The organism is Pseudomonas sp. NPDC089406 (genome assembly GCF_044900265.1).
GTDB classification, from domain to species: Bacteria; Pseudomonadota; Gammaproteobacteria; order Pseudomonadales; family Pseudomonadaceae; genus Aquipseudomonas; species Aquipseudomonas fakonensis.
The window spans coordinates 1-26,707 of the sequence record NZ_JBJDNC010000065.1 but is presented as its reverse complement, the minus strand read 5'-3'; the positions used below and the strand labels follow the sequence as shown (position 1 = coordinate 26,707).

29 protein-coding genes are annotated in these 26,707 nt (G+C 64.7%); 12 read left to right on the top strand and 17 right to left on the bottom strand.

From position 1 onward, the window contains the following. Positions 1-140 precede the first annotated feature (140 nt). From pseI to ACI2KK_RS27585, 5 genes are all read right to left on the bottom strand, one after another. On the bottom strand, positions 141-1,190 hold the full coding sequence (gene pseI, locus ACI2KK_RS27605) for a pseudaminic acid synthase (protein ID WP_404671442.1): 1,050 nt from the start codon (positions 1,188-1,190) through the stop codon (positions 141-143). After that, on the bottom strand, positions 1,183-2,700 hold the full coding sequence (pseG, locus tag ACI2KK_RS27600) for a UDP-2,4-diacetamido-2,4,6-trideoxy-beta-L-altropyranose hydrolase (RefSeq protein ID WP_404671441.1): 1,518 nt from the start codon (positions 2,698-2,700) through the stop codon (positions 1,183-1,185). The genes pseI and pseG overlap by 8 nt, the downstream gene beginning before the upstream one ends. Beyond that, the gene (pseF, locus tag ACI2KK_RS27595; protein WP_404671440.1) at positions 2,697-3,401 is read right to left on the bottom strand and encodes a pseudaminic acid cytidylyltransferase; all 705 of its coding nucleotides are present in this window, start codon (positions 3,399-3,401) and stop codon (positions 2,697-2,699) included. Before pseF ends, pseG begins: the two co-directional genes overlap by 4 nt. Next, positions 3,398-4,537, bottom strand: a complete 1,140-nt coding sequence (gene pseC / locus ACI2KK_RS27590; protein ID WP_404671439.1) for a UDP-4-amino-4,6-dideoxy-N-acetyl-beta-L-altrosamine transaminase — start codon at positions 4,535-4,537, stop codon at positions 3,398-3,400. Before pseC ends, pseF begins: the two co-directional genes overlap by 4 nt. Positions 4,538-4,729: 192 nt before the next feature. After that, the gene (locus ACI2KK_RS27585) at positions 4,730-5,920 is read right to left on the bottom strand and encodes a benzoate/H(+) symporter BenE family transporter (protein WP_217842342.1); all 1,191 of its coding nucleotides are present in this window, start codon (positions 5,918-5,920) and stop codon (positions 4,730-4,732) included. Positions 5,921-6,067: 147 nt separating this feature from the next. Between ACI2KK_RS27585 and ACI2KK_RS27580 the strand changes: the two genes are divergently transcribed. Next, positions 6,068-6,670, top strand: coding sequence for a glutathione S-transferase family protein (locus ACI2KK_RS27580; RefSeq protein WP_217888237.1), 603 nt, complete (start codon positions 6,068-6,070; stop codon positions 6,668-6,670). A 137-nt stretch (positions 6,671-6,807) separates the two neighbouring features. Here the strand turns inward: ACI2KK_RS27580 and ACI2KK_RS27575 are convergent, their stop codons facing one another. The 5 genes from ACI2KK_RS27575 to ACI2KK_RS27555 all read right to left on the bottom strand — a co-directional run bounded on the left by ACI2KK_RS27575 (position 6,808) and on the right by ACI2KK_RS27555 (position 9,669). Further along, a complete protein-coding gene (locus ACI2KK_RS27575; protein ID WP_369990375.1) occupies positions 6,808-7,179 on the bottom strand; it encodes a glutaredoxin family protein in 372 nt (123 codons plus the stop codon). A gap of 58 nt (positions 7,180-7,237) precedes the next feature. Then, the gene (gene folE / locus ACI2KK_RS27570; RefSeq protein ID WP_217842345.1) at positions 7,238-7,783 is read right to left on the bottom strand and encodes a GTP cyclohydrolase I FolE; all 546 of its coding nucleotides are present in this window, start codon (positions 7,781-7,783) and stop codon (positions 7,238-7,240) included. Between the two features lie 69 nt (positions 7,784-7,852). Then, positions 7,853-8,413 (bottom strand): Smr/MutS family protein, encoded by a 561-nt coding sequence (locus ACI2KK_RS27565; protein WP_217842346.1) that lies wholly within the window; start codon positions 8,411-8,413, stop codon positions 7,853-7,855. Positions 8,414-8,670: 257 nt separating this feature from the next. After that, on the bottom strand, positions 8,671-8,991 hold the full coding sequence (locus ACI2KK_RS27560) for a hypothetical protein (protein WP_217842347.1): 321 nt from the start codon (positions 8,989-8,991) through the stop codon (positions 8,671-8,673). An 87-nt stretch (positions 8,992-9,078) separates the two neighbouring features. Beyond that, the gene (locus ACI2KK_RS27555; RefSeq protein WP_217888241.1) at positions 9,079-9,669 is read right to left on the bottom strand and encodes a cysteine hydrolase family protein; all 591 of its coding nucleotides are present in this window, start codon (positions 9,667-9,669) and stop codon (positions 9,079-9,081) included. A 179-nt stretch (positions 9,670-9,848) separates the two neighbouring features. On the opposite strand from ACI2KK_RS27555, the gene prmB reads away from it, so the two are divergent. Further along, a complete protein-coding gene (prmB, locus tag ACI2KK_RS27550) occupies positions 9,849-10,757 on the top strand; it encodes a 50S ribosomal protein L3 N(5)-glutamine methyltransferase (protein WP_404671438.1) in 909 nt (302 codons plus the stop codon). An 81-nt stretch (positions 10,758-10,838) separates the two neighbouring features. Here prmB and ACI2KK_RS27545 read toward each other — a convergent pair whose 3' ends face one another. Both ACI2KK_RS27545 and ACI2KK_RS27540 read right to left on the bottom strand, forming a co-directional pair. Then, positions 10,839-11,621, bottom strand: a complete 783-nt coding sequence (locus ACI2KK_RS27545) for a hypothetical protein (protein WP_404671437.1) — start codon at positions 11,619-11,621, stop codon at positions 10,839-10,841. Between the two features lie 119 nt (positions 11,622-11,740). After that, the gene (locus tag ACI2KK_RS27540) at positions 11,741-12,700 is read right to left on the bottom strand and encodes an alpha/beta hydrolase (RefSeq protein WP_404671436.1); all 960 of its coding nucleotides are present in this window, start codon (positions 12,698-12,700) and stop codon (positions 11,741-11,743) included. Between the two features lie 230 nt (positions 12,701-12,930). Between ACI2KK_RS27540 and aroC the strand changes: the two genes are divergently transcribed. The 3 genes from aroC (at position 12,931) to ACI2KK_RS27525 (ending at position 15,832) form a co-directional block, all read left to right on the top strand. Next, positions 12,931-14,022: a chorismate synthase gene (gene aroC, locus ACI2KK_RS27535; RefSeq protein WP_404671435.1), complete on the top strand. Its 1,092-nt coding sequence runs from the start codon at positions 12,931-12,933 to the stop codon at positions 14,020-14,022. 119 nt (positions 14,023-14,141) lie between these two features. Next, positions 14,142-15,296, top strand: a complete 1,155-nt coding sequence (locus tag ACI2KK_RS27530) for an MFS transporter (protein WP_404671434.1) — start codon at positions 14,142-14,144, stop codon at positions 15,294-15,296. Beyond that, positions 15,296-15,832, top strand: coding sequence for an oxidase (locus tag ACI2KK_RS27525; protein WP_404671433.1), 537 nt, complete (start codon positions 15,296-15,298; stop codon positions 15,830-15,832). Before ACI2KK_RS27530 ends, ACI2KK_RS27525 begins: the two co-directional genes overlap by 1 nt. Positions 15,833-15,864: 32 nt before the next feature. Here ACI2KK_RS27525 and ACI2KK_RS27520 read toward each other — a convergent pair whose 3' ends face one another. After that, complete coding sequence (locus ACI2KK_RS27520) at positions 15,865-16,137, bottom strand: DUF3509 domain-containing protein (RefSeq protein ID WP_217842355.1); 273 nt, start codon at positions 16,135-16,137, stop codon at positions 15,865-15,867. A 269-nt stretch (positions 16,138-16,406) separates the two neighbouring features. On the opposite strand from ACI2KK_RS27520, the gene ACI2KK_RS27515 reads away from it, so the two are divergent. Together ACI2KK_RS27515 and ACI2KK_RS27510 are read left to right on the top strand one after the other, a co-directional pair. Beyond that, a complete protein-coding gene (locus ACI2KK_RS27515; RefSeq protein WP_404671432.1) occupies positions 16,407-16,928 on the top strand; it encodes an ankyrin repeat domain-containing protein in 522 nt (173 codons plus the stop codon). Positions 16,929-16,989: 61 nt separating this feature from the next. Then, complete coding sequence (locus ACI2KK_RS27510) at positions 16,990-17,520, top strand: hypothetical protein (protein WP_404671431.1); 531 nt, start codon at positions 16,990-16,992, stop codon at positions 17,518-17,520. A 293-nt stretch (positions 17,521-17,813) separates the two neighbouring features. Here ACI2KK_RS27510 and ACI2KK_RS27505 read toward each other — a convergent pair whose 3' ends face one another. Next, positions 17,814-18,752 carry a ZIP family metal transporter gene (locus tag ACI2KK_RS27505; RefSeq protein WP_404671430.1) on the bottom strand — a complete coding sequence of 313 codons (939 nt, stop codon included), beginning with the start codon at positions 18,750-18,752 and terminating at the stop codon, positions 17,814-17,816. A gap of 126 nt (positions 18,753-18,878) precedes the next feature. On the opposite strand from ACI2KK_RS27505, the gene ACI2KK_RS27500 reads away from it, so the two are divergent. From ACI2KK_RS27500 to ACI2KK_RS27485, 4 genes are all read left to right on the top strand, one after another. Further along, positions 18,879-19,070, top strand: coding sequence for a PLDc N-terminal domain-containing protein (locus tag ACI2KK_RS27500; protein ID WP_217842358.1), 192 nt, complete (start codon positions 18,879-18,881; stop codon positions 19,068-19,070). Between the two features lie 291 nt (positions 19,071-19,361). Continuing rightward, a complete protein-coding gene (locus tag ACI2KK_RS27495; protein WP_404671429.1) occupies positions 19,362-21,419 on the top strand; it encodes an LTA synthase family protein in 2,058 nt (685 codons plus the stop codon). 132 nt (positions 21,420-21,551) lie between these two features. Then, the gene (locus tag ACI2KK_RS27490; RefSeq protein ID WP_404671428.1) at positions 21,552-21,788 is read left to right on the top strand and encodes a hypothetical protein; all 237 of its coding nucleotides are present in this window, start codon (positions 21,552-21,554) and stop codon (positions 21,786-21,788) included. A gap of 173 nt (positions 21,789-21,961) precedes the next feature. After that, positions 21,962-22,294, top strand: a complete 333-nt coding sequence (locus tag ACI2KK_RS27485; RefSeq protein ID WP_217842361.1) for a ribonuclease E inhibitor RraB — start codon at positions 21,962-21,964, stop codon at positions 22,292-22,294. 150 nt (positions 22,295-22,444) lie between these two features. Here the strand turns inward: ACI2KK_RS27485 and ACI2KK_RS27480 are convergent, their stop codons facing one another. After that, complete coding sequence (locus ACI2KK_RS27480; RefSeq protein ID WP_404671427.1) at positions 22,445-23,242, bottom strand: c-type cytochrome; 798 nt, start codon at positions 23,240-23,242, stop codon at positions 22,445-22,447. Positions 23,243-23,769: 527 nt separating this feature from the next. Here ACI2KK_RS27480 and ACI2KK_RS27475 point away from each other — a divergent pair. Beyond that, positions 23,770-24,504: an amidotransferase gene (locus tag ACI2KK_RS27475; RefSeq protein ID WP_404671426.1), complete on the top strand. Its 735-nt coding sequence runs from the start codon at positions 23,770-23,772 to the stop codon at positions 24,502-24,504. 130 nt (positions 24,505-24,634) lie between these two features. On the opposite strand, the gene ACI2KK_RS27470 is transcribed toward ACI2KK_RS27475, so the two are convergent. Together ACI2KK_RS27470 and ACI2KK_RS27465 are read right to left on the bottom strand one after the other, a co-directional pair. After that, positions 24,635-25,606 carry a magnesium and cobalt transport protein CorA gene (locus ACI2KK_RS27470; protein WP_404671425.1) on the bottom strand — a complete coding sequence of 324 codons (972 nt, stop codon included), beginning with the start codon at positions 25,604-25,606 and terminating at the stop codon, positions 24,635-24,637. 126 nt (positions 25,607-25,732) lie between these two features. Then, a complete protein-coding gene (locus ACI2KK_RS27465; protein WP_404671424.1) occupies positions 25,733-26,452 on the bottom strand; it encodes a lysophospholipid acyltransferase family protein in 720 nt (239 codons plus the stop codon). Positions 26,453-26,707: the final 255 nt, after the last annotated feature.

The following is a 26,707-nucleotide window of genomic DNA, read 5'->3' as shown; positions in this document are numbered from 1 at the left end:
CACAAGGCCGCTTCCCACAGAGACCGTGGCGCATTTGCGAGACCAGTTCTCTGCGCGACAGCGCAGCCCGAAAGGGCTGGGTGATCTCCTACAGGTACAGCGCAGGCCTGAAGATCACGCGGTCCATGCGTGTGCAGGCCTCAGATCAACTCCCAACTGATCGGCGTACCGCGCTTGATCGCCAGCCGCGCGCGCCGGCCCATGACCTGGTCGACATGCTTGGGCGCAAGCCCAAGCCCCGGGCGGATGATGCGCACGTTGGCCGGCGACAGCAACTCGCCCTCGGCAATGTCCTCGCTGGCGTACAGCGAGCGGCGAAATACCCGGCTTTTTTCCTCGGCTGCGGTGGCCCCGTAGCTGACCGTGCCGATCGACTGCCAGGCGCGTTCGGTTTCCACCACCAGTTGCTGCATTTCGCCAGGCTCCATCGAAAATGCGCTGTCCACGCCGCCGTCTGCACGGTCGAGGGTGAAGTGCTTTTCGATCACCGTTGCCCCCAGGGCAACACTGGCCACCGACACCCCGACCCCCAGGGTGTGGTCCGAAAGCCCGACCTGGCAGCCGAACAGTTCGCGCAGGTGCGGGATGGTCGAGATATTGGTGTTCTGCGCTGATGCCGGGTAGGTGCTGGTGCACTTGAGCAGCACCAGGTCGCGGCAACCGGCTTCGCGGGCGGCTTGCACCAGCTCCTCAAGCTCCGCCACGCTGGCCATCCCGGTGGAGACGATCATCGGTTTGCCGGTGGCGGCGACCCGGCGAATCAACGGCAGGTCGGTGTTTTCGAACGAGGCGATCTTGTAGCAGGGCACGTTCAGGGTTTCGAGAAAGTCCACGGCCTTGGCGTCGAACGGCGTGCTGAAGGCGATCATGCCCAGCTCCCTGGCCCTGTCGAAAATGGGCTGATGCCACTCGTAGGGCGTCGCTGCCCGTTGATACAGCTCATACAACGACACCCCGGCCCACAGGCTGCCCGGGTCGCTGATGTGGAACTCCCGCTCGTTCAGGTCGAGGGTCATCGAGTCGGCGGTGTAGGTCTGTATTTTCAGAGCGTGGGCGCCCGAGCGGGCGGCGGCCTCGACGATCTCCAGCGCCCGTTCCAATGACTGGTTGTGGTTCCCCGACATTTCCGCAATCACCAACGGTGGGTGCTGCGGGCCGATGGCGCGGTGGGCAATCTTGAATTCAGACATCACGTTTGAGCTTCCTGATGAATCGGGTGTGGTCGACGTCGAAGCCAGCCGCCTTGAACAACCCATTGGAGGGCCTGTTGCCGCCTTTGACCTGGGCATGCACGCCTGTCACCTCGGGGTGCTGCGCAACCAGCCAGTCCTGCGCGCAGCGCAGCAGGTCGGCGCCGCGGCAGGGCAGGGCTGCATCTGGAACCTTGTAGATCGAGACTTCGGCCTGATCGGCTTGAACATCGAAGCGCACCACGCCCACTGGCTGCCCCTCGATTTCACCGATCAGCAGGTGCCGCTGCGGGTCGGCCAGCACCCCGTCTAACCATCGGCAGTGGTCTGCCCAGGCTATTTCATCGCAGTTATTGGATACCGCACGGATGGCCGGGTGGTTTCGCCAGCTGTGCAGTGCGGTGGCATCGCGCTGCTCGGCCACGCGTATCGAAATGCCCGTACAACCCATGTGTTCGGCAACACGCAGCCGGCCGGCGCCATCGACTGCGGCCATACCATTGACGGACATGAGCCGGCGCAGCGCCGGGTTGCCGATAAGGGCCTGCAGGTGCAGTTTCAATGCCTCTGCCAGGTTGTCTGCAACTTCGATGCTGTAGAGCAGCCCCTGGCCTGCCGCATCCTTGAGCTGTTGCGCCTGGTTGGCGGCCGTGCTCAGCGCCAGGGTGGGCAAGCCCAGGCAGCAGCGCTCCCAGCAGGCAATGCCGCCTGCGCCGATGGCCAGGTCCGCTTTGCTCATCAGTTCGGCCATGGCCGGTGTTTGCACGTGGCAGGTATAGCCCTGCGCCTGGCACATCGTTTCGATCGCCAGGCGCTTCGGGTGTTGCTCGCCAATCACCACATCGACCTGCACGCCGGGCAGGGCCAGCTCGGCCAGTACAGCCAGGGCCCTGCCGGTGAAATCCTGTGCGTCCATGCCGCCAAAGAACACCAGCAGCCGCCTGAGCGCACCGGCGCGTGGCGGCGTGGTCTTGCCCAGCAGGCAAAACTCGTCGCGCAACAGGGCGAAACGCGGGCCCAGCAGCAGTTGGCAGGCTTGGGGCACCTTGCCTTGATAGCGGGTGTGCAGGTCGGTGTAGAAATTCTGGTCCAGCAGCACATCGCACTCATGCTGGCGGTCGGCAAGGTCATCGATGACCAGGATGCGCCGTACTGCAGGCTTGAGCAGCGTTTCCCAGCGGGCATCCAGTGCGTAGTGATCGACCACCAGCCAGTCCCACCGGGTGCCTTGCAGGGCCGCCAGGCTGTCAGCGGCGTCACCAGGCTGGCTGGCACCCAGCCAGTTGCCGTGGGCCAGCTCTGTGTCGCAAGGCTGGTCAGGGTGAAGGGGCAGGGGGGTCAGGCTGTGACCACGCGCCTGCACACACTGCACGAGGTAGGCCGGTAGGTCGCGGCACAGGAACACACAGTGCGCCCCCCGCTGCGCCAGCGTATCGGCCAGGGTCAGGCAGCGCACCAGGTGGCCGGTGCCGATCTGCAACCCGGCATCCACACGAAAGGCGATGTTCACGCCTGCGCTCCGGCTTGTGCCTGGATGGCCTTGAAGATCAGCTCGGCGCGCACCCAGTCATCCATGTCGTCGATGTCCTGAACCCGCCAGCGCGGGAGCCGTACCGGCGCTGAATGGGCATCGAAAATTCGCAGTTGTTGCAGCCAGGCGTCCGGGCGCCCCCAGTAGAACTGCGCCGCATCGTGCAGGGCAGACGGCAGGTCCTGGGAGCGGGTCGGGAAATGTTCGGGGAACAGCATGCCCAGCCCGCCGTCTGGCAGGGCCTGAAAGGCGCGAAACACCGGGGAGGCGAATTCGGTTACCGAAAACGCGTAAGCCCAGTTGCCCGACTGCAGTGCCTCCAGGCCCCGGGACAAGTCGGCAGGGTGCAGCAGCGGGGCGGTTGCGTAAATGCAGCACAGCGCATCGAAGGCAACGCCTTGCTGCTGCAGCCACTGCGCTGCATGGGCCACCACCTCGGTGGTGCCGGCGTGGTCGTCGGAGAGCTCGGGCGGCCGCACGAACGGTGTTTCGGCGCCGCAAGCACGGGCCAGCTCGGCAATTTCCGGGTCATCGGTCGAGACGATGATCCGCTCGAACAACCCGCTTTGCTGCGCCGCCAGGATCGACCAGGCGATCATCGGGCGGCCGCAGAACGGCTTGATGTTCTTGCGCGGGATACGTTTGCTGCCACCCCGGGCAGGAATGACTGCGATGTTCACCGCAAGGCCTCGCGCAGCGTGCTGACGACGTGCAACTGCTGCTCATCGGTGAGTTCGTAGAACAGCGGCAGGCTGAACGCTTCGCTGAAATACCGCTCGGCCTCCGGGAAGTCGCCAGGGCCGAAGCCCAGTGCACGGTAATACGGCTGGGTGTGCACCGGAATGTAATGCACCTGCACCCAGATCTCGGCGGCGCGCAGGGTGTTGAATAGCTCCAGCCGGCGCTCGGCGGGTACCCGGATCGGGTACAGGTGCCAGGCCGACTCTTCGCAGGCTTGTGGCCGCACCAGCGGCAGGTCGGCCAGCAGGGCGTGGTATTGGCGCACCAACTGCCGGCGACGGGCAATGAACGCTTCCAGGCGCGCCATCTGGCTGACCCCCAGGGCGGCCTGCAGGTTGGTCATGCGGTAGTTGAAGCCCAGTTCGACCTGCTGATACTCCCAGGCACCTGCAGGCTCGCTGACCAGTTGCTCGGGGCCTTGGGCGATGCCGTGGGAGCGTAGCCTGGCAAGGCGTTTGGCCAGGGCGGTGTCGTTGGTCGTCAACAGGCCGCCTTCGGCGGTGGTGATGATTTTCACCGGGTGGAAACTGAACACGGTGATGTCGCTGTACTGGCAGGCGCCCACGGGCACGCCCCGATACGAGGCGCCTACGGCATGGGAGGCGTCTTCGATGACGGCAAAGCCGTACTCTTTCGCCAGTGCGGCGATGGCCTGCATGTCGCAGCTGCGCCCGGCGAAGTGCACCGGGATGACCACCTTGGGCAGGCGCCCGGCGTCGCGCGCGGCTTTGAGTTTTATCGCCAGTTTTTCCGCGCAGAGGTTCAGTGTGCCGGGGTCGATATCGACGAAATCGACATCGGCGCCGCAATAGCGCGCGCAGTTTGCACTGGCCACGAAGGTGTTGGGGCTGGTCCAGACCAGGTCGCCGGGCCCGACCCCCAGGGCCAGGCAGGCGATGTGCAAGGCGGAGGTTGCGTTGCATACCGCCACCCCGTGGCTGGCCTGGCAGGCTTGGGCCACGGTGTTTTCGAACTCGGCGATACCGGGGCCCTGGGTCAACCAGGTCGACTGGAGTACCTCGACCACTGCCGAGATGTCTGCATCAGTAATATTTTGTCGACCGTATGGAATCATAAGCCTGCCACTTCACATGTTTGCCGGGTGAGGGTGGCTATGGTACCTGCCACAGCTCCTATGCAGGGTATCGGCAGGCGAGTACCGATCCTGAAGGCGTTGCGGCGAATCCGTGGGGGCAACGGTCTGCTATGGCCTGTACCGGCCTCATCGCCGGCAAGCCGGCTCCTACAGGTATTGCGCAGGGGCACGCTAGCCCTTGCGCGGGCTGAGGATCAGCAAGGTGACCACCCCGGCGACGATGCCCCAGAACGCCGAGCCGATGGAGAACAGGGTCAGCCCGGAGGCCGTCACCATGAAGGTGATCAGCGCCGCCTCGCGCTCGCGGGCCTCGCCCATGGCCACGCTCAGGCCGTTCATGATCGAGCCGAACAGCGCCAGCGCGGCGATCGACAGCACCAGTTCCTTGGGCAGGGCGCCGAACAGGGCTGCCAGGGTGGCGCCGAAGATGCCGGCAATGCCGTAGAAAATCCCGCACCATACCGCTGCGGTATAGCGCTTGTTCGGGTCTTCATGGGCATGCGGGCCGGTGCAGATGGCCGCACTGATGGCCGCCAGGTTGATGCCGTGGGAGCCGAACGGTGCCAGCAGCAGCGAGGCAAGGCCGGTGGCCGAGATCAGCGGCGAGGCCGGTACCTGGTAGCCGTCGGCGCGCAGTACGGCGACGCCGGGCATGTTCTGCGAAGTCATCGCCACCACGAACAGCGGGATGCCGATGCTGATGGTCGCCGCCAGCGAAAAGCTCGGCGTGGTCCATACCGGGGTCGCCACCTCAAGCTTGAAGCCGCTGAAGTTCAGCAGCCCCAGCGCGCCGGACAGCGCGGTACCCACCAGCAGCGCGGCCAGCACGCAGTAGCGCGGGGCCAGGCGCTTGGCCACCAGATAGCTGATGAACATCGCCAGTACCAGCAAGGTCTGGTGCTGCACGGCGACGAAAATCTCGCTGCAGATGCGGAACAGGATGCCGGCCAGCAGCGCCGAGGCCAGTGACGCCGGGATGCGCCGCACCAGCCGTTCGAAGCTGCCGGTCACCCCGCAGATCAGCACCAGCAGGGCACAAGTGATGTAGCCGCCGATGGCTTCGCCGTAGCTCACCCCGCCCAGGCTGGTGATCAGCAGCGCCGCCCCCGGTGTCGACCAGGCCACAGTGACCGGCGTGCGGTAGCGCAGCGACAGGCCGATGGTGCACACCGCCATGCCGATCGACAGCGCCCAGATCCACGAGGAGATCTGCCCCTGGGTCAAACCGGCGGCCTGGCCTGCCTGGAACATCAGCACCAAGGTACTGGTGTAGCCGGTCAGCATGGCAATGAAGCCGGCGACGACCGCCGAGGGGGAGCTGTCCGCGAGGGGCCGCAAGCGGGCGGAGGTGACTTCGGTCATGGGGGTAATTCCTTGTACAGGTGTAAGCAGTTTTTTCAGGCTACCGCTGTCTGGCGTGATCCTTGCCATACAGCAGGCATTGCATTTAGCCGTACAGTCGCCAACTATTGGCGACTACTGCGCAATTGCATTAAAGGGGAGGGGGCGATGTACAAGGTCTATGGGGATTACCAGTCGGGCAACTGCTACAAGGTCAAGCTGATGCTCAGCCTGCTGGGCCGCCCGTATGAGTGGCACGCGGTGGACATTCTCAAGGGTGAGACCGAGACCGCCGAGTTCCTGGCCATGAACCCCAACGGCAAGGTGCCGGTGCTCAAGCTCGAGGACGGTACCTGCCTGTGGGAGTCCAACGCGATCCTCAACTTCCTCGCCGACGGCAGCGAGTTCCTGCCCAGCGAGCCGCGCCTGCGCACGCAAGTGCTGCAATGGCAGTTCTTCGAGCAGTACAGCCACGAGCCGTACATTGCGGTGGCCCGGTTCATCCAGTTCTACCTGGGGCTGCCGGATGAGCGGGTGGAGGAATACCGCAAACTGCACAAGGGCGGCTACAAGGCGTTGAGGGTGATGGAGCGGCAGTTGCAGATGACGCCGTACCTGGTCGGTGAGCAGTATTCCATCGCTGACGTGGCCTTGTACGCCTACACCCACGTGGCTCATCAGGGCGGCTTCGACCTGGCCGAGTACCCGGCAGTACGCGCCTGGCTGGCGCGTGTGGCCAGCCACCCTCGGCATGTGCCGATGGTCGACTGAGACGCGCGCCCCCTGTAGGAGCCGGCTTGCCGGCGATAGGGCCGGGCCTGCCCCCAGGTTTTGTGCCACGGCGACAGGCCTCATCGCCGGCAAGCCGGCTCCTACAGGGTTGTGCGGGCCCTGTGGGAGCGAGGCCATCAGGCGTTGGCGAAGCGCTTATCCAGATAAGCGATGATGTCCTTGGACTCGTACATCCAGGTCACCTTGCCGTCTTCCTCGATACGCAGGCACGGCACTTTCACCCGGCCGCCGCCCTCGAGCAGCGCCTGGCGGTGCACTTCATCGTTCTTCGCATCACGCAGCGCCACCGGCACGTTCAAGCGGTGCAGGGTGCGGCGGGTCTTCACGCAGAACGGGCAGGCATGGAACTGGTACAGCGCCAGGCCCTTGGCCTGCTGCTCGACCGCCGCCTGGGCCGCAGCATCACGCTTTTTCTTCGCCGGGCGGCTGATCCAGTCGCCGAACACGATGAGCTGGCCGAGGCCGACCCGCAGGGCTTTGACGATCATGGGCAACTCCTGAAAATGAAAAGGCCGACCCCGAGGGCCGGCCTGAAACCTGCGCCGATCACTTGATCAGGCTGAGGAACTCGCTACGGGTGGAGGCGTTTTCACGGAACTCGCCGAGCATCACCGAGGTGAGCATGGTGGAGTTCTGCTTTTCGACACCGCGCATCATCATGCACATGTGCTTGGCCTCGATCACCACGGCAACGCCCGCGGCACCGGTAACCTGCTGGATGGCCTCGGCGATCTGGCGGCTGAGGTTCTCCTGAATTTGCAGGCGGCGGGCGAACATGTCGACGATGCGCGCCACCTTGGACAGGCCCAGCACCTTGCCCTTGGGCAGGTAGGCGACATGGGCCTTGCCGATGAACGGCAGCATGTGGTGTTCGCACATCGAATACAGCTCGATGTCCCGGACCAGCACCATTTCGCTGTTGTCGGAGGTGAACAGCGCGCCGTTGGTGACCTCTTCAAGCGTCTGTTCGTAACCGCGGCAAAGGTACTTCATGGCCTTTGCAGCCCGCTTGGGCGTGTCGAGCAGGCCCTCGCGGGAGACGTCCTCGCCCAGTTGGCTGAGGATCTCGGTGTAGTTCTGTTCCAGGGACATGGATCTACCTGTGGAAAATTTCGCAAAGGCGAAGGGTACGGCGGCGGCGGCGGCGCTGCAAGCACGATGTCACTCGTCGCGGCCTTCGAGCATGGTTCGTTTGAGCATCACGTACACCGCACCGGTGCCGCCATGACGGGCCTGGCACGAGGCAAAGCCGAGCACCTGCGGGTGCTGGCGCAGCCAGGTGTTGACGTGGCTCTTGATCATCGGCCGCTTGCCGTCGATGCGCGCAGCCTTGCCGTGGGTAACGCGCACGCAGCGTACTTCCAGCTTGGTCGCCTCGGCGATGAAGTCCCACAGCGTCTCGCGGGCCTTCTCGACGCTCATGCCGTGCAGGTCGAGGCTGCCCTCGAAGGCGATCTGGCCCAGCTTGAGTTTGCGCAGCTGGGTTTCCTGCACGCCGTCGCGGCGCCACATCAGTTCGTCTTCGGCGGCCACGTCGATGACGAACTGGTCGGACAGGCCGTCGATCACCAAAGGCTGGTCGCTGCGAATGGTCGCCGCCTGGCGCAGGCCGGCCAGCTGCTTGCGGTCGGCCTTGGGTTTGCCGACCTCGGCGCGGTCGTGCTTGATCGGCTTGACGCCGCGCACCTCGGCACTGAACAGGGAAAAATCGTCGTCTTGCATGCTGCCTCCACGTGGGCGGCGTAGTTTACGCGAGTGGGGCAGGGTTGTGTTGCCTGTGGCGGCCCATTGCCTGTGTAGGAGCGGCCTTGTGTCGCGATGGGGCGCGCAGCGGCCCCTGGATTTTCGCATCATGCACAATTGTCGGGGCCGCTACGCGCCCCATCGCGACACAAGGCCGCTCCTACAGAATTGCGCCAAGCCTGAGTCTTGCGCTGTGCCTGTGGGAGCCGGCTTGCCGGCGATAGGGCCGGTACAGGTCAATCATGCTTTTTCATCAAGTGCGGCGACAGGTTCAGGCCGTTGGCCCGGCGCAGGCGAATGCGGCTGCGCCGCCAGAAGCGCACGCCGAAGTACAGCAGCAACAGCCCGGCCACGGCGAGGGTCGCCGCCAGCGGGCGGTTGGCGTTGAGTTCGGTGAGCGCTGCATAGTTGCCAAGCAGGCCGGCGACGCCGGCCATGGCCAGGAGGATGCCCAGGGTGGCCAGCAGCACGCTGAAGGCTGCGGCCAGGCGCGCACCCCAGTTGCCGGGCTCACGCTGGCGCAGGCGCCTTGCATCGAAACTGCCTTTGAGCTTCATGGGTTTTCCTCGGAATCTGCTGGAGCTGATCCGGAGTTCGACCTGCGCCCGGCCTTCGGGTTCCGCCCGTCCGCCGGGCGGTGCGGCTCAGACCAGGCTGGCGGTGGGGGCGACGCAGGCGAAGTTGTCGGCCATCACGGCCATTTCGCACTGGTGGATCTGCGCGGCCGGGATGACCTGGTCCTTGAGGGCCAGGTCACGGGTGGCCGAGGCGTCTTCCACCAGGGTGCAACGGTAACCATAGTCCTTGGCGCGGCGCACGGTGGTGCTGACGCTGGAATGGCTCATGAAACCGCAGACTATCAGGTCGAGGTGGCCAAGCTCCTGCAGCGTCTCGTGCAGCTGGGTGTTCTTGAAGGCGTTGGGCATGCGTTTTTCGATGACGATTTCGCCTTCGCGCGGCTCCAGGCCCGGGATGAATTCACCGGCCGGGCCCTGGGGGTCGAAGCGACCGCCGACGGTGCCGAGGTGGCGAACATGGATGATCGGGCGGCCGGCCTTGCGGGCGGCGTCGAGCAACCGGGCAATGTTCGCCACGGCCTCGTCCATGCCCGACAGCGCCAGCGGACCGCTCAGGTACTCCTTTTGCGCGTCGATGACGATCAGGCTGGCCTGGGCCAGCTTGGCCGGCGGGTAGTCGCGGCCAGTGAGGCGGAACATCGTGGTTGGAACGGACATCAATGGCTCCTTGGGTAGGGCTTTTGTATACCTATTCTCCCTTGCCTTGGCGTCAATGTGAATGGTTGACAACGCAGACGGCGTGGTTACTGGCCTGTGGCTACCCGTTCGGCTGTCGCGGCGAACATTTGTGGGGTGTGGGCTGTTAGACTTTTGTCCTGTCTGAAAAGGAGTCCCCCGTGATCACATCCCGTCTGCGCACCCTGCGCGACCATATCCGCTGGGCGGTCAGCCGCTTCCACGAGCATGAGCTGTTCTTCGGCCACGGCGCCGACAATGCCTGGGACGAGGCGCGCCTGCTGGTGCTCGGCGCCGTGCACCTGCCGTGGGAAGTGGCCGACAGCTACCTGGACTGCGCCCTGGAGGATGACGAGCGGGTACGCCTGCAGCACCTGCTCAAGCGCCGTATCGAAGACCGCGTGCCCACCGCCTACCTGCTCGGCGAGGCCTGGTTCTGCGGTATGTCGTTCATTGTCGACGAGCGCGTGCTGGTGCCGCGCTCGCCCATCGGCGAGCTGATCGAGAAACGTTTCGAGCCTTGGCTGGCCGCAGAACCTGCACGCATTCTTGACCTGTGCACCGGCTCTGGTTGCATCGGCATCGTTGCTGCCGACGTGTTCCAGGACGCCGAAGTGGTGCTGGCCGATCTGTCCTTCGATGCGCTGGAGGTGGCCAACCAGAACATCGAGCGCCACGGCCTCGATCACCGCGTGTTCACCGTGCAGGGCGATGGGTTTGCCGGGCTGCCGGGGCAGCGTTTCGACCTGATCCTGTCCAACCCGCCGTATGTCGATTCAGAAGACTTTGCCGACATGCCGGCCGAATACCACCACGAGCCCGAGCTGGGCCTGGCGTGCGGTAACGATGGGCTGGACCTGGTTCGGCGCATGCTCGCCGAAGCCGCCGACCACCTGACCGAGAAGGGCTTGATGATCGTCGAGGTGGGCAACAGCCAGGTGCACGTCGAGGCGCTGTACCCTGAGGTGGACTTCGCCTGGCTTGAGTTCGAGCGCGGCGGGCACGGGGTGTTCATGCTGACCGCCGAGCAGTGCCGCCAGCATCAGGAGCTGTTCGCTTCGCGGGTCTGACTGGCGGGCCAATCGCCGGCAAGCCGGCTCCTACAGGGATCTCTGTAGGAGCCGGCTTGCCGGCGATTGGCTGCTATGCGATCAGCGGATAGCAATCCAGATCAACAACCCCGCCTGGAACATCACAAACGCGATCAGGCAGGTGATAGTTGAACGCAACAAGTTGTCTTCCCGGCGGTACTTGGCCATGCGTTCGTCGCGCTCGCGCAGTTGCGCTTCCTTCTCCATCAGGTTCTGCTCGGCCTGTTGCAGCATGCCGGCGGATTCCAGAATGTCGACGCGCTGGACCTTCTCGGTGTTCCAGCCACCTTTGAGCTGGCTGACAGTCGTTTCCTTGACGCGGCCCTTGAGCAATTGCCCCTCGAGGTACTCCACCTCGAGCCCGACGCTGCGCAGCACATGGTCGCGGCGCAGGCGGGTGTCTTCGTTGAGCGCGTCCTTGTTGGGCAGGTTCATGCCCTCGATGCGGTACTGCGCGCAGCGGTGCTGCAGCCACTGCACGGCCTGGGCCAGCAGGTAGCGGCCGACGCCGCGGTTGAGTGGTTCCAGTTGCAGGCCGGCATCGCTGCCGATGGTCACCAGGCGCTGCGCGTGGTCAACCCGCACGTCCAGCTGGTTCTGCTCCTTGCGCACCTTCTGCCCGGGCAGGCGCACTTCCAGGCGCAGCAGGCTGTGGGCCTTGTCGTGGCGCTCGGCGTAGCCGAACTGCACGAAACGCAATGGGCGCGCGCCGCTGTTGCGGTCAGTGGGCAGCGCGTTCAGGCGCAGCAGTTGGAAGTGTTCGACGGCCAGGTCCGCCCACGGCTGCGGGGCGCTTTCCGGGGCTTGTTCTTCGTTCGCCTCGGCGGCGGGGGCATCGGTCATCAGGGCAATCCTCAAGTGCTCGGCGCGCGGTTGATCGTCGACACTCGCCGCAGATCACCGCTTCTTGGCTGAGTTATCGGCAGCCTTTGCGCATACCTGAGTGCCGGCGGGGGAAAACCTCAGGCCGCCGGCAGATGCTGAATGAACTGCACGATACGCTCGCCCAGCGCCTGGGCCAGGGGCAGTTGCGGGTTGCTGTAGCTGTCGCGCTGCTCGCGCATGCCCTTGGGGCTGATGCGCAGCACATGGTTCATGCCGTCGATCAACGCCAGTTGTGCGTCGGGCTTGGCCGCCTTGAGCTGCTCGGCATCGGCCACCTCCACCTGCACGTCGTTGCGCCCCTGCACGATCAGCGCCGGCACCTTGAGCCGGGCGAAGGCCGCCGCCGGGTCCTGGCGCAGCAGGGTGATCAGGTAGGGCTGCACGCTGGGGCGAAACACCTGGCGCAGCAGGGGCGGCACGTCCAGGCTGGTGTGCCCGGCCTGCAGCCGTTCGATCAGCGCCACACCGCCGGCCAGTTGCGCCGGCGGCAGGCGCTGGGCCAGTTGCTCGCGCAGCACATCGCCGATCGGCCGGCCGCTGCCGGCCAGGGTGATCACCGCGCTGGCGCCGGCCTGCTCGGCAGCCAGGCTGGCAATCAGTGCGCCTTCGCTATGGCCGACCAGGATCAGCGGGCCGAAGCGCGGGTCGTGGCGCAGCTTCTGCCCCCAGGCCACCACATCGGCGACGTAGCGCTCGACGCTGAGGTCGCGTTCGTCCGGGGTGGCCGGCTGGCTGGCGGCCACCCCGCGCTTGTCGAAGCGCACGCTGGCGATGTGCTCGCCGGCCAGCAGCAGGGCCAGGCGCTTGAGGTTGTCGATGCGCCCGGAGGCCGGGTTGTTGCCGTCGCGGTCGGTGGGGCCGGAGCCTGCGATGATCAGCACCACCGGTGGCGGAGTGGCCTGCTGGGGCAGCAGCAGGCTGCCGTGCAGCACGCCCTGGCCGGTGTCCAGGTCGATGGGGCGTTGCAGCACGGTGGGGGCGGCCTGGGCGAGGCTGGCGCACAGCAGCAGGAGCAGGGCGGTGAGGCGGCGCTTCATTGGGGGGGGACTGCGTGGGGGAGGTGAAGGTAAGACAGAGATGGCGGGAGAAGGTTCTGGCTGGCGTGTTGCCGGTACGGGCCTTATCGCGGGGCAAGCCCGCTCCCACGTTGTCAGGCCAATTCAGGCGTGTGGGAGCGGGTTTGCCCCGCGATAAGGCCCGCACAGGTCAGCCTGATTTACGTATACTGCCGCTTTCGTTCACCTCAGGCAGATTTCGCGGAGCGTCCATGTCCGGCAATACCTACGGCAAGCTGTTCACTGTCACCACCGCTGGCGAAAGCCATGGCCCGGCGTTGGTCGCCATTGTCGACGGGTGCCCGCCGGGCCTGGAAATCTCCCTGGCCGACCTGCAGCACGACCTTGACCGGCGCAAGCCCGGCACCAGCCGGCACACCACCCAGCGCCAGGAACCGGACGAAGTGGAAATCCTCTCCGGCGTGTTCGAAGGCCGCACTACCGGCTGCTCGATCGGCCTGCTGATCCGCAACACCGACCAGAAGTCCAAGGACTACTCGGCGATCAAGGACCTGTTCCGCCCGGCCCACGCCGACTACACCTACCACCACAAGTACGGCGAGCGCGACTACCGCGGCGGTGGCCGCAGTTCGGCCCGCGAAACCGCCATGCGCGTGGCCGCCGGTGCCATCGCCAAGAAGTTTCTGGCCACCCAGGGTATCCGCGTGCGCGGCTACATGAGCCAGCTCGGCCCGATCGAAATCCCGTTCAAGACCTGGGATTCGGTCGAAGACAACGCCTTCTTCAGCCCGGACCCTGCCAAGGTGCCGGAGCTCGAGGCCTACATGGACCAGTTGCGCCGTGACCAGGACTCGGTCGGTGCCAAGATCACCGTGGTCGCCGAAGGGGTGATGCCGGGCCTGGGCGAGCCGATCTTCGACCGCCTCGACGCCGAGCTTGCCCACGCACTGATGAGCATCAACGCGGTCAAGGGCGTTGAAATCGGCGCAGGCTTTGCCAGCGTCGCCCAACGCGGCACCGAGCACCGCGACGAGCTGACCCCGCAGGGCTTTCTCAGCAACAACGCCGGCGGCATCCTGGGCGGTATTTCCTCCGGTCAGCCGATCGTCGCCCACCTGGCGCTCAAGCCGACCTCCAGCATCACCACCCCGGGCCGCTCCATCGACATCCACGGCAACCCGGTGGAGGTCATCACCAAGGGCCGCCACGACCCGTGCGTGGGCATCCGCGCCACGCCCATCGCCGAGGCGATGATGGCCATCGTGCTGATGGACCACCTGCTGCGCCACCGCGCACAGAATGGCGATGTGAAGGTCAACACCCCGGTGCTGGGCCAGCTCTGACCCCATCGCCGGCAAGCCGGCTCCTACAGGTACAGCGTTGTCCTCAGGATTTTCGCGGTCCCTGTGGGAGCCGGCTTGCCGGCGATGAGGCCGGTACAGACAACCGCAGAGCCTGACCCATGCCCCCCATCCCCTACTGGCGCCTGTCCAGTTTCTACCTGTTCTACTTCGCCCTGCTCGGCTCCACCGCGCCGTTTCTGGCGCTGTACTTCGACCACCTGGGCTTTTCCCCGGCGCGCATCGGCGAGCTGGTGGCCATCCCCATGCTGATGCGCTGCATCGCCCCCAACCTGTGGGGCTGGCTGGGCGACCGCAGCGGCCAGCGCCTGCTGATCGTGCGCCTGGGTGCACTGTCGACCCTGGCCACCTTCTCGCTGATCTTCTTCGGCAAGAGCTACGCCTGGCTGGCGCTGGTGATGGCCTTGCACGCGTTCTTCTGGCACGCAGTGCTGCCGCAGTTCGAGGTGATTACCCTGGCCCACCTGCACGGGCAGACCTCGCGCTACAGCCAGGTGCGGCTGTGGGGCTCGATCGGTTTCATCCTCACCGTGGTCGGCCTGGGCCGTTTGTTCGAATGGCTGAGCCTGGACATCTACCCGGTGGCGCTGGTGACCATCATGGCCGGCATCGTCGCCGCCAGCCTGTGGGTGCCCAACGCCCAGCCGGTGGAGCACACCGAACGCCGTGGCGCCGGGGGCTTTCTCAAGCAGCTGATGGCGCCGGGCGTGGTGGCTTTCTACATGTGCGTGGCATTGATGCAACTGAGCCACGGCCCGTACTACACCTTCCTCACCCTGCACCTGGAACACCTGGGCTACAGCCGCGGCGCCATCGGCCTGCTGTGGGCGCTGGGGGTGGTGGCAGAAGTGCTGATGTTCATGGCAATGAGCCGCCTTTTTGCGCGCTTCAGCGTGCAGCGGGTGCTGTTGGCAAGCTTTCTGCTGGCCGCCGTGCGCTGGCTGTTGCTGGGCAACCTGGCCGATGTACCCGCCGTGCTGGTGCTGGCCCAGGTGCTGCACGCCGCCACCTTCGGGTGCTTCCATGCCGCCAGCATCGCCTTCGTGCAGGCCAGCTTCGGTGCCCGCCAGCAGGGCCAGGGCCAGGCCTTGTACGCCGCACTGTCGGGTACCGGCGGGGCGTTGGGCGCGCTTTACTCGGGCTACAGCTGGAAACTGCTGGGCCCGCACTTCACCTTTGGTATGGCCAGCGTCGCGGCGCTGGCGGCAGCCGTTATCATTGGCCTTTGTTCGAAACCCAGCAGGAACGACCCCTGATGAGCATTCTCAGCGTTTACCACGCCGCCAGCCCCGAGCTTGCGCACAAGGTGCTGACCCACCACGACGACATCAAAGCCACCCTGGCCGAACAGGGCGTGCGTTTTGCCCGATGGGACAGCGGCGCACGGCTGCGCCCCGGTTGCAGCCAGGATGAAGTGCTTGATGCCTGTCGCGGCCCCATCGACCGCCTGATGACCGAGCATGCCAGCGCCAGTTTCGCCTTGCTGAGCCGCGATGCTGTCGATTCGGTACAGGCCGACCTGCGCGACGAGCATGTGCACGACAGTGACGAAGTGTTTGCGGTGGTCAGCGGGCGCGGGCAGTTGACCCTGCGTGTGGGCGACTATGTGTATGGCGTGCTGTGCGAGAAGGATGATGTGCTGGTGGTGCCGGCCGGCACCCGGCGCTGGCTCGACCTGGGCGATAACCCGTTCTGCCTGGCGGTACGCCTTTTTGGCAGTGAGCAGGGCATGCAGCCGCGCTTCACCGGGGATGCCAGTGCGCGGCTGTTTGCGGGTATGGATGAGTTCTGAGCGAGCGCTGCAGGCGCGGCGCTCGTGTTGAGTCAGCGATAGGTCGGCAGGGCAAAGCGTTGCTGGCTCTGCAGCATCGAGATCACCGGCAGCTCGCTTGCCTGTTCGGCCAGGTCGCGGCGGATGGCGCTGATCGCCCAGGACAGTTGCTCGGCACTGTGCAATTGGCCGTAGGTCAGCACGCGGCGGGTGACCTTGCCGTCGGCGGCGCGCAGGGTCAACAGGATGCCGCCGTCGGGGCGGGGTTGGGTGGCGACCTTATAGGCGCTGAAGACCGAGGCGAATTTTTCCTGGATGAGGTCCATATCAACTCCTGACTGTTGTGTGGGCAGACGTGGAGTGGATGTTTGCAGCGACCGTGCCAGGCTTCGTATTTTAAAAAAATGCTTTTAAAACAACAGGTTAAATATATTTAGCAAGCTGTTGACCATGCATTCTGCAAGGTCGTGCATTTTGCACAGTGCAATTTGCACGGTGATAGCCTTAGCCTTTGCACCCCATAGAATCTGAACCTTTGACCCGCTGGCAGTGCCTGACCAACACTTGGGCCCATTCAAATGCCAGGAGGTTCCCCATGTCCGATCAACAGCCCGCCACCATGACCGCGGAAGAATCCGCAGCCTTCGCTGACGAAGTGTTCGAGCGTGCCCGCCGTGGCGATGCAGCGATGCTCGAGCGCCTGCTCGCCAGCGGCCTGCCGGCGGATTTGCGCAACCACAAGGGCGACACCTTGCTGATGCTGGCCAGCTATCACGGCCACCATGATGCAGTGCAGGTGCTACTGGCCCATGGCGCCGACCCGCTGATCGCCAACGACAACGGTCAGTTGCCGATTGCCGGCGCGGCGTTCAAGGGCGACCTGGCGATGATCCGCCTGTTGCTGGAGCAGGGCGTGCCGGTAGATGCCGCTGCCGTCGATGGCCGTACCGCGCTTATGCTGGCGGCCATGTTCAACCGCGTGGCGATTGTTGACTACCTGCTGCAGCAGGGCGCCGACCCTGCGCACCGGGACGCAGCCGGCAGCAGCGCGCTGATGGCGGCGCGCACCATGGGCGCGGTGGACGCTGCAGCGCGTCTCGAAGCGCTCGCCGGCTAACCGTCCGGGGGCGTTTGCGGCTATCCTTGGCGCCTTTTACGCCAATGCGCAGGGCCCCCCAATGAAAGACCAGTTGCTCGAATTCATCCGCCTGATCGCCGCCGGTTGCATGCGCGATGAAGACATCGAGCGCATCGCCGACGAGGCCGCCCAGGCCTACGCCGACCCCGCCGCGTTTCTCGCCGCCAACCCCGACATCAACTACGACGACAGCTTCCCGTTCGCCCTGGGCGAGTGGGTGGTGGTCGGCAGCCTGCCCGACACCGTGCTGTTCCAGGCCGACAGCTACCAGGACCTGTTCCAGCAGATCAGCGACTCGTTCGACAAGAGCGTGGGGTTCACCCTCAAGCCCAAGCAGCTGGCACGCACCGAAGCGCTGACCGCGCTCAATCGCATCCAGGTGCAGATGGGCGCGCTGAACAAGGAAGCCGGCGGCTATGTGCTGCTGAACTTCAGCCAGTTGCTGGACGATGAACTGCAAATGGTGATGGTCGGCCAGCATGACCTGGCCCGGGTACTGGAGCTGGGCGCTGCCGTGGGTATCAAGGTGGAGCCGGCGCTGGAGGCGTTGAAGGTGGCTGTGCACGTCTGAGCGGTGCGTTGACGGCAATCGCCGGCAAGCCGGCTCCTGTGGAACAAATCACAACTCGTTGATTTAACGAAGATTCTGTGGGAGCGGCTTTAGCCGCGAACACCGGCGAAGCCGGTGCCATCTAGCGCGGTGCCTGCTTCGCGGCTAAAGCCGCTCCCACAGGGGCCGTGGCGCATCTGCGAGATCAGTTCCCTGCGCGACAGCTCAGCCCGAAAAGGCTAGGTGATCTCCTACTCGGGCCTTCTGTAGGAGCCGGCTTGCCGGCGATAGGGCCAGTGGCCCAGGTGCACCTTCTACCCCAACGCCGTATCCAGAAACATCATCACCGCAAACCCGCCCATCAACCCCAGGGTCGCCGAGGTCTGGTGCCCGTTGCGGTGGGTTTCGGGGATCACCTCGTGGGACACCACAAAAATCATCGCCCCAGCCGCCAGCCCCATGCTGATCGGGTAGGCCAGGGCAAAGCCTGTGGATATCCCCAGCCCGATCACCGCCCCCAGCGGCTCCATCAGGCCGGAACCAATGGCTACCAGCGCCGCCTTGAAGTTGGAAAGCCCGGTGGCGCGCAGCGCCAGGGCTACGGCCAGGCCTTCGGGGATGTCCTGGATGGCGATGGCGCTGGTCAGTGGCAGGCCGATGTTCATGTCGCCATTGGCGAAGCTCACGCCGATGGCCATGCCCTCGGGCAGGTTGTGCAGGGTGATCGCCAGCACGAACAGCCACACCCGGCTGATGCGTTCGGCGTCCGGGCCGCAAGGGCCGGTGCTTTCGTGCTCGTGGGGGGTAAAGCGGTCGAGCCCGAGCATCAGCAGCACGCCCAGGCCCATACCCAGCACCACGGTGAACGCCGCAGCCGGGCCGCTACCAGTGATCTCGCGGGCAGCATCGAGCCCCGGCAATATCAGCGAGAACGAGCTGGCGGCCAGCATCATGCCGGCGGCAAAGCCGAGCATCACGTCCTGGGTGCGGGCGCTGACATCGCGAAGCACCACCGCCAGCACCGCGCCAAGGGCGGTGGCGGCGAAGCCCGACAGGCCGCCAAGCGCCGCCAGGTGCAGGTTGTCGGCATGGTCGCCGTTGACCGCATTCCACAGGCTGGCCAGCAGCAGGGCGATGATTGCCAGCAGGCTCAGGCCAAGCCCGGCGCTGAGCCACGGGGTGTTGAGGGCCTGTTGCCGCCAGGCGCCGAACAGCGAGGCGGGGGCGGCGGTCTGTGTGTGTGCTGGGGGCATGCGAACCTCGAAACAGTGAATGACAGCAGTCTATCCAGTGACCGGCGCTGCTGCCCAAGGATTCCCTTCTATCGACGCCATAGCCAGCTATGCTCTGCCACACATTCACCACGCAGGAGCGGCGGCATGGGCTCTACCTTCAACGGGCTGGTCGGCCTGATCATTCTCGCCCTGGACATCTGGGCGATCCTCAACGTGCTCAAGAGCAGCGCCGAAATCGGCATCAAGGTGCTGTGGATACTGCTGATCATCTTGCTGCCGGTGCTCGGGTTGATCATCTGGGCCGTTGCCGGGCCGCGGGGCAACGTGCGTATTTGAGGGTTTTTCAGGCAGGGCGGGTAACCGGCGTGGGAGCGGGCTTGCTCCGCGATATCGTCAGGTCTGGCCATGTTGCTGCACCAGGTGACGTCATCGCGGGGCAAGCCCGCTCCCACTGGCCCTATACATCCGCTTGATATCGGCCAATCGACAAAATTTTCACACTCGATTTTCGAAAATCCGCGCCGCACAATGCTGCGTTGGTCCACTGCCATCACAGAGGGCAGGGCCTTCGGGCTGTCGGCGACGTCGCCCTTTTCGCAAACCCGCAATCCTAGGATCTCTCCATTCATGGCTAACACGGATGCCCTGAAGCAACCGGGCGTGCGAGGCTCGTTCTCGCCGACCCTGAAATCCCACCTGGCCTACACGCTGCTCAGCGGCCTGGTGATCATGCTGATGCTCAGCCTCGTGCGCCTGGCGCTGCTGGTCTACAACAGCGACATGATCGGCACCACGCCGTACGCCACGGTTGCCGAAGGCTTCCTCAACGGCTTGCGCTTCGACCTGCGGGTGGTGGTGTACATCAGCATCCCGCTGCTGCTGGCCACCCTCGTGCCATGGGCCATGGCACGGCGCGGGCTGTTCCGCTTCTGGCTGACCCTCAGTGCCAGCGTGGTGATGTTCCTTGGCCTGATGGAGATGGACTTCTACCGCGAGTTCCACCAGCGCCTGAACGGCCTGGTGTTCCAGTACATCAAGGAAGACCCAAAGACCGTGCTGAGCATGCTCTGGTACGGCTTCCCGGTGGTGCGCTACCTGCTGGCCTGGGTGTTCGGCACCTGGCTGCTGAGCCTGCTGTTCAAGGGCGTCGACCGCCTGACCCGCGGCAACGGCGTGCAGCGCGTGGCCCCCTGGTACGCCCGCGTGGCAGTGTTCATGGCAATTTTGCTGGTGGCCGTGGTCGCCGCCCGCGGCACATTGCGCCAGGGCCCGCCGATGCGTTGGGGCGATGCGTTCACCACTGACTCGAACTTCGTCAACCAGCTGGGCCTGAACGGCACCCTGACCCTGATCGACGCCGCCAAGAGCCGCTTCGGCGAAGACCGCGCGAACATCTGGAAGCCGGTGCTGGAGCAGGGCCTTGCCACCGAGACCGTGCGCAAGCAGCTGCTGACCCCCCATGACACCCTGGTCGATGCCGACGAGGCTGCCATCCGCCGCGACTTCGTACCGCCGGCCGAACGCACCCTGCCGATCAAGAACGTGGTGGTGATCCTCATGGAGAGCTTTGCCGGCCATTCGGTAGGTGCCCTGGGCAGCCCGAACAACATCACCCCGTACTTCGACAAGCTGGCCAAGGAGGGGCTGTTGTTCGACCGCTTCTTCTCCAACGGCACCCACACCCACCAGGGCATGTTCGCCACCATGGCGTGCTTCCCCAACCTGCCGGGCTTCGAGTACCTGATGCAGACCCCCGAAGGCGGCCACAAGCTGTCTGGCCTGCCGGCACTGCTCAGCGCCCGCGACTACGATGACGTCTACGTCTACAACGGCGATTTCGCCTGGGACAACCAGTCCGGGTTCTTCGGCAACCAGGGCATGACCACGTTCATTGGCCGGAACGACTTCGTCAACCCGGTGTTCTCCGACCCGACCTGGGGCGTATCCGACCAGGATATGTTCGACCGTGGTAACGAGGAGCTGGCCAAGCACGATGGCAAGAAGCCGATCTACGCGCTGCTGCAGACCCTGTCCAACCACACCCCGTACGCGCTGCCCAAGGACCTGCCGGTTGAGAAGGTCACCGGCCAAGGCCGCCTGGACGAACACCTGACCGCCATGCGCTATTCCGACTGGGCGCTTGGGCAGTTCTTCGAGAAGGCGCGCAAGGAGCCGTACTTCAAGGAGACCCTGTTCGTCATCGTCGGCGACCACGGCTTCGGCAACCACGACCAGGTCACCGAGCTGGACCTGGGCCGTTTCAACGTGCCGTTGCTGCTGATTGCGCCGGGCATCCAGGAAAAATTCGGCGCGGTCAACCACACCGTGGGTACCCAGGTCGATATCGTGCCGACCATCATGGGCCGCCTGGGTGGCCAGGCCCGCCACCAGTGCTGGGGCCGTGACCTGCTCAACCTGCCCGAGGGCGACCAGGGCGTGGGCATGATCAAGCCATCGGGCAGCGAGCAGATCGTCGGCCTGGTGCAGGGTGATCGCATCCTGATCGAGTCCAAGGACATGAGCCCGCGCATGTACCGCTACCAGCTGGGGCGCGAGTTCAAGGCCGAGCTGATCGAAAGCCCGGACCAGCCGCAAATGCTGCAAAAGCTCGAGGCGTACATCCAGACCGCCACCAAGAGCCTGCTGGACAACACCGCAGGTGTAGTGCACGGCACGCCCAAGTAGCGCCCCAAGCGCCAGCCGGCCCCCGCAAGGGGCCGGTTTGCCTGTGGTGCGGACTGAACAAATCGCCACGCCCAAGGTCAAGCAATTACAGGCATCACACACCCGATGTTCTTTGATTGAGAGGGCGATTCAATGAAAGAGTGGGAAGTCATTTTTGCTGACCAGAAGGGCGAACCGACCACCTTGCTGCTGCACGGCGACCAGCGCCCCAGCGAGGAGGAAGCGGCCCGCGCCATTCGCTCGCACCTGTTCCCGGTCATGGACGAGCTCGACCTCAACGACTTCCAGGACCGCGCCCCATCCCCCACGGCACGCTGGCTCAAGGAGCAGAACGGCGTAGTCATCACCAGTATTCACGAAGCCCTTTGAGCAAAGGTTGGCGTGGTGCCTGGGCAGGCGCTACGCTCTTGGGGTGCGCCGGCCTTTTCTGCGGGCCTGCGCCCATTCGTTTCGCGTCTTGCATCAGCTCGGACTGCTGGCCCTGCCGGCAGGTGCGTAGTGCACGGAAAGTCTATCCATCGCTTTATTTGGGAGGACGTTTCATGAGCAGCCAGAACGACGACATCAGCAGCAGTGTCCTTCGCCAGATGAAAGCTGGCGGTTTCGATTTCACCCGTATCCACCCCATCGAGTTCTATGCGGTATTCCCCGACGAAGCCGGCGCCCGCCGGGCGGCGCGGCAGTTTCGCGGCGAGTCGACCAATGCCCAGGTGAGCGAGCGCGACGATGGCGCCTGGCACCTGGAACTGAGCAAGGTGATGTATGCCAGTTACGGCGGCATAGGTGCGTTCGAGGAAGATTTCGAGCGTGTGGTGCTGCCCTGCGGCGGGGAAGTCGAGGGGTGGGGCGTGCGCCAGGAGCGGCCGATTGCCTAGCTGCCTTGTGGTGCCTTCACCGGCCTCATCGCCGGCAAGCCGGCTCCTACAGAGTGCGTGCTGACTCCTGTAGGAGCCGGCTTGCCGGCGATGAGGCCGGTACAGGCAACATAAGACCGTAGCGCTCACATCGGCGCTCGAGCAGTGGTGTCACTGCACCTTGCGCCCCGCCATATGCTTCAGATAAGCCAGTAACGCATCCAGCTCAACCTCGCTCAGCACCTGTTGCGCGAACCCCGGCATCTTCGCCTGGGGCCAGTGCCGCAGGCTCTGCGGGTCTCGGATGTACTGGCGCAGGTAACCTGGCTGGAAGTATTCGGTGGGGTTGTGCGGCAGGTTCAGGTCGGGCCCGAACTGCGCATCACCAGCGCCATTGAGGCGGTGGCAAGCCAGGCAGTTCTGCTGGAACAGGGCAAAGCCCTGGCGCACCGGCTCCCCGGCTGCCGGGTCTGGCAGCAGGGCCGGGAAGCGCGTTTCAACAGGCGCCAGGCGCCGAATCGCGGCAATCTGGAACGGCCACTGTTCCGGGCGGATGCCGCTGGCCTGCGGTTGGGTCCACACCAGGTAGAACGGCCCAGCCCCCGGTTTGCCAGGGGCCAGCGCCGGCCACCGGTGGGCGGGGTCTTCTATCGCCAGCCAGGCCTGCGCCGGGCCTGACTGCAGCAGCGGCCCGGCTGGCATCTCGGCGGCAAAACCGTCCAGTGCCACGGCCTGCAGGTGGTCCTGCGGTCCCACACCCTCGAGCAGCACCGCCAGCGGCACCGCGCGGTAGTGCATGGTGTGTTTGTAGGCGACGTCCTGCTCGATGGTGATATCGCGTGCTTGTGGGTGCGCGAGCAGTTGCTCGCTTTGCCAGGTGCGCTGCTGGCCACCCAGTTGCAGGTTCAGCGGCGCCGCAGCCAGGGGCAGCGTGGCCAGCAGGCAGAGTAGGGCGAGGTACAGGCGCATAGGCAATCTCCAACCATCAAGGTCGGCAGATTACCTGTGCGTTATCAGAAAACACCACTGCGGTTGTCAGCCAAAGAGCCGGGTAAGGTTCGGCAAAATCAGCAACAGTGTGGTGGCGAAGAGAATGAGCCCGGCTTGGCGAACTTTCGATTGTCTGAACATGGCGGACCGCCTTCATTGTTGTTATTCCTGAAAAACCCTAGGCTTCCCTGCTGGCGTCGGGTCGATCGCAGCGGCGTGGTGCAGTGCCGTGCCTGCATACCTCATGTTTACGGGTATACAACCAACAGTAGGGCGCCGGGCATTGCAGTTTCAGAACGCTTTGATCTAAATTTTTCAGCATCGATTGCCAGCCGTTTTAAGGCCAGTGGCCATGCCGCTGGCACGTGCTGCCTAGACGAGTGCGCGGGCAGGGTTACCAAGGGTTACAGGGCCTACCGTTCGTCTGGACATCCTACTTGCTTGTACGGGGCTTTCGCGTCAGTCTCTACAGAAAATTCCTACCTACGTCGTTCAGGACTACCTCTATGTCGTTACGCATCTGCATCCTTGAAACCGATGTCCTGCGACCGGAACTGGTTGCGCAGTACCAGGGCTACGGAAGGATGTTCGAGCAGCTGTTCTCGCGTCAGCCGGTTGCCGCCGAGTTTTGCGTGTTCAACGTGATGAACGGCGATTACCCGCCTGAGGGCGAGCGTTTCGATGCCTACCTGGTGACCGGCAGCAAGGCTGACTCATTTGGTAGTGACCCGTGGATCCAGACGCTCAAGGCGTACCTGCTCAAGCTGTACGAGCGTGGTGAAAAACTGCTCGGTGTGTGCTTTGGCCACCAGTTGCTGGCGCTGACCCTGGGTGGCAAGGCCGAGCGCGCCGACAAGGGCTGGGGTGTGGGTATCCACCGCTACAGCCTGGCAGCCCATGCGCCGTGGATGGACCCCGAGGTGACCGAGCTGACGCTGCTGATCAGCCACCAGGACCAGGTCACTGCGCTGCCCGACGGCGCCACGGTGATCGCCTCCAGCGATTTTTGCCCGAACGCGGCCTACCACATTCGCGACCAGGTGCTGTGCTTCCAGGGGCACCCGGAGTTCGTCCACGACTATTCCAGAGCGCTGCTCGATGCGCGCCAGGAATATTTGGGCGATGAGGTGTACCAGAAGGCCGTGGCCAGCCTTGCCACCGAGCACCAGGGCGACCTGGTGGGCGAGTGGATGCTGCGCTTCATCCAGCAGCCGGCCAAGGCCCGCGATAGCGCGGCGTGAGTCTGTACCGGCCTCATCGCCGGCACTAAGGCCATGAGGCCCCTGTAGGAGCCGGCTTGCCGGCGATGGGGCCGGTACAGGCAGCACAAGACCGTTGCACCCATAGGCCGACCTGCCCCGCAATACGGCCTTACAGCCAGCCCGACTTCTTGAAGCTGGCAAACAACCCCGAACAGCCCAGCCCGATCACCCCCAGCACGGCAAAATAGCCGTAGTGCCAGCCCAGCTCCGGCATGTTCTGGAAGTTCATCCCGTAGATGCCGGCAATTGCCGTGGGGAACGCCAAAATCGCCGCCCAGGCCGCGAACTTGCGCTGGGTGATGCTCTGGCGTGACGATTCAAGCAGCATGCCGATCTCGATGGTCTGGCTGGCGATATCGCGGATGCCGGCCAGGTCTTCCATCTGCCGCGTCACGTGGATCTGCACGTCACGAAAGTAAGGGCGCATGTTCTTGTCGATGAACGGAAAGCTCAGGCGCTGCAACTCCTCGCTCACCTCCACCATGGGCGCCACGTAGCGGCGCAGGCGCAGGATGTCGCGGCGCAGGCTGTGCAGGCGCTGGATGTCTTCTTCCTTCAACGAGTTGCTCAGCACGCTTTGTTCCAGCTCCTCGATCTCGCCGTGGATCGCCTCGCTGACTGGCTGGTAGTTTTCGGTGACGAAGTCGAGCAGGGCATACAGCACGAAGTCCTCGCCGTGCTCCAGCAGCAACGGGCGTGCTTCGCAGCGCTGGCGCACCAGGGCGTAGGATTTGGAGTGGCCGTTGCGGCAGGTGATGATGTAGCCGTTGCCAGCGAAGATATGGGTTTCGATGAACTCCAGGCGGCCCTCGTGGCGCACCGGCGAGTAGGTGACGATGAACAGCGCGTCGCCAAAGGTTTCCAGCTTCGGCCGGCTGTGTTTTTCCAGGGCATCCTCGATGGCCAGTTCGTGCAGGCCGAACTGGCACTGCAGGTTGGCCAGCTCTTCGGCGTTGGGCTCTTCCAGGCCGATCCAGACGAAGTGCCCAGGCTTGCGCGCCCACTCGGCGCCTTCGTCGATACTGATGTTGGTGACCTTGCGACCGGCGCTGTACACCGCCGCTGCGACGACTCGACCCATGGTTGTCCGCTTATCCGGTTGAACACGACAGACAGCTTGGGCCGTAGGGCGGGTTGGGGCAACCTTGTGCAGCGAAGTTTTGTGCCGGCTACTCGCCTTGCCGGCGCCAAGCATTGAAGCGTTGGGTCACTTCCCGCCCAATTCACCTTCCATATGGTCGATGCAATGCTGCATCTGCGCCCGGCACTGCTCGATCAACGCTGGCAGGTCCTGCGTGCTCAACCCGGCAGTGGCGATGGGGGCCAGCGAGCGCACGATCACCGTGCGCTGGCGCCAGCTGTTGAGCCCCATGCGCTGTGAGTAGCGGCTGACGCACACCGGCACGATCGGCACGCCGGCTTCGATTGCCATGTGAAACGCGCCTTTCTTGAAGGGCAGCAACTGTTCGCCCGGGTTGCGCGTGCCTTCGGGGAAGATCCAGATCGAGGTGTTGTCGCGCAGGGTGCGGGTGGTGGCCTGCATGGCGCGGCGTGCCTGGTAGGCGTTGGCGCGGTCTACCAGTACGTTGCCGCCCAGCCAGAACAGCTGGCCGAACAGCGGGATCCAGCCGAGGCTTTTCTTGCCGATGGCAACGGTGCGGCGGGGCACGACCTGGCCGAGGATGAACAGGTCGAAGTTGGATTGGTGGTTGGCGATGATCACGCAGCCGGGCGGCTGGTCTCGCAGCGGAGCGACCTCGGCCTTGACCCGGATGCCCATGAACCAGGCGGCGGGGATGCTGTACAGGCGAGCGAACAGGCGGCTGTTGTCGGGGTTGAACGGGCGCAGCAGGCCGATCACCAGGCCCGCCAGGCCCACCAGCAGAAAGTGCAGGGCCAGCAGGAGCATGCGGAGCAGATAGAGCATGGTATGACTCACAGCAGACAGTCGCGGCGCAGTGTGCGACTGTGCACTGTGGGGGGCAAATTTCGCCTGGCCGGCGCTGGCCTATGTGCAGGGGCTGGAATCTCGGTGGTGTACGCCGTTGGTTGGTTGGTTGGTTGGTTGGTTGGTTGGTTTTGATAGCTTTATGCGCATTCATTATTTGTAGTGACGCTTATTCACCTTTCCGCCCTTACGGCGGGTTACTTTTTTTCGTGGAAAAAAGTAACCAAAAACCGT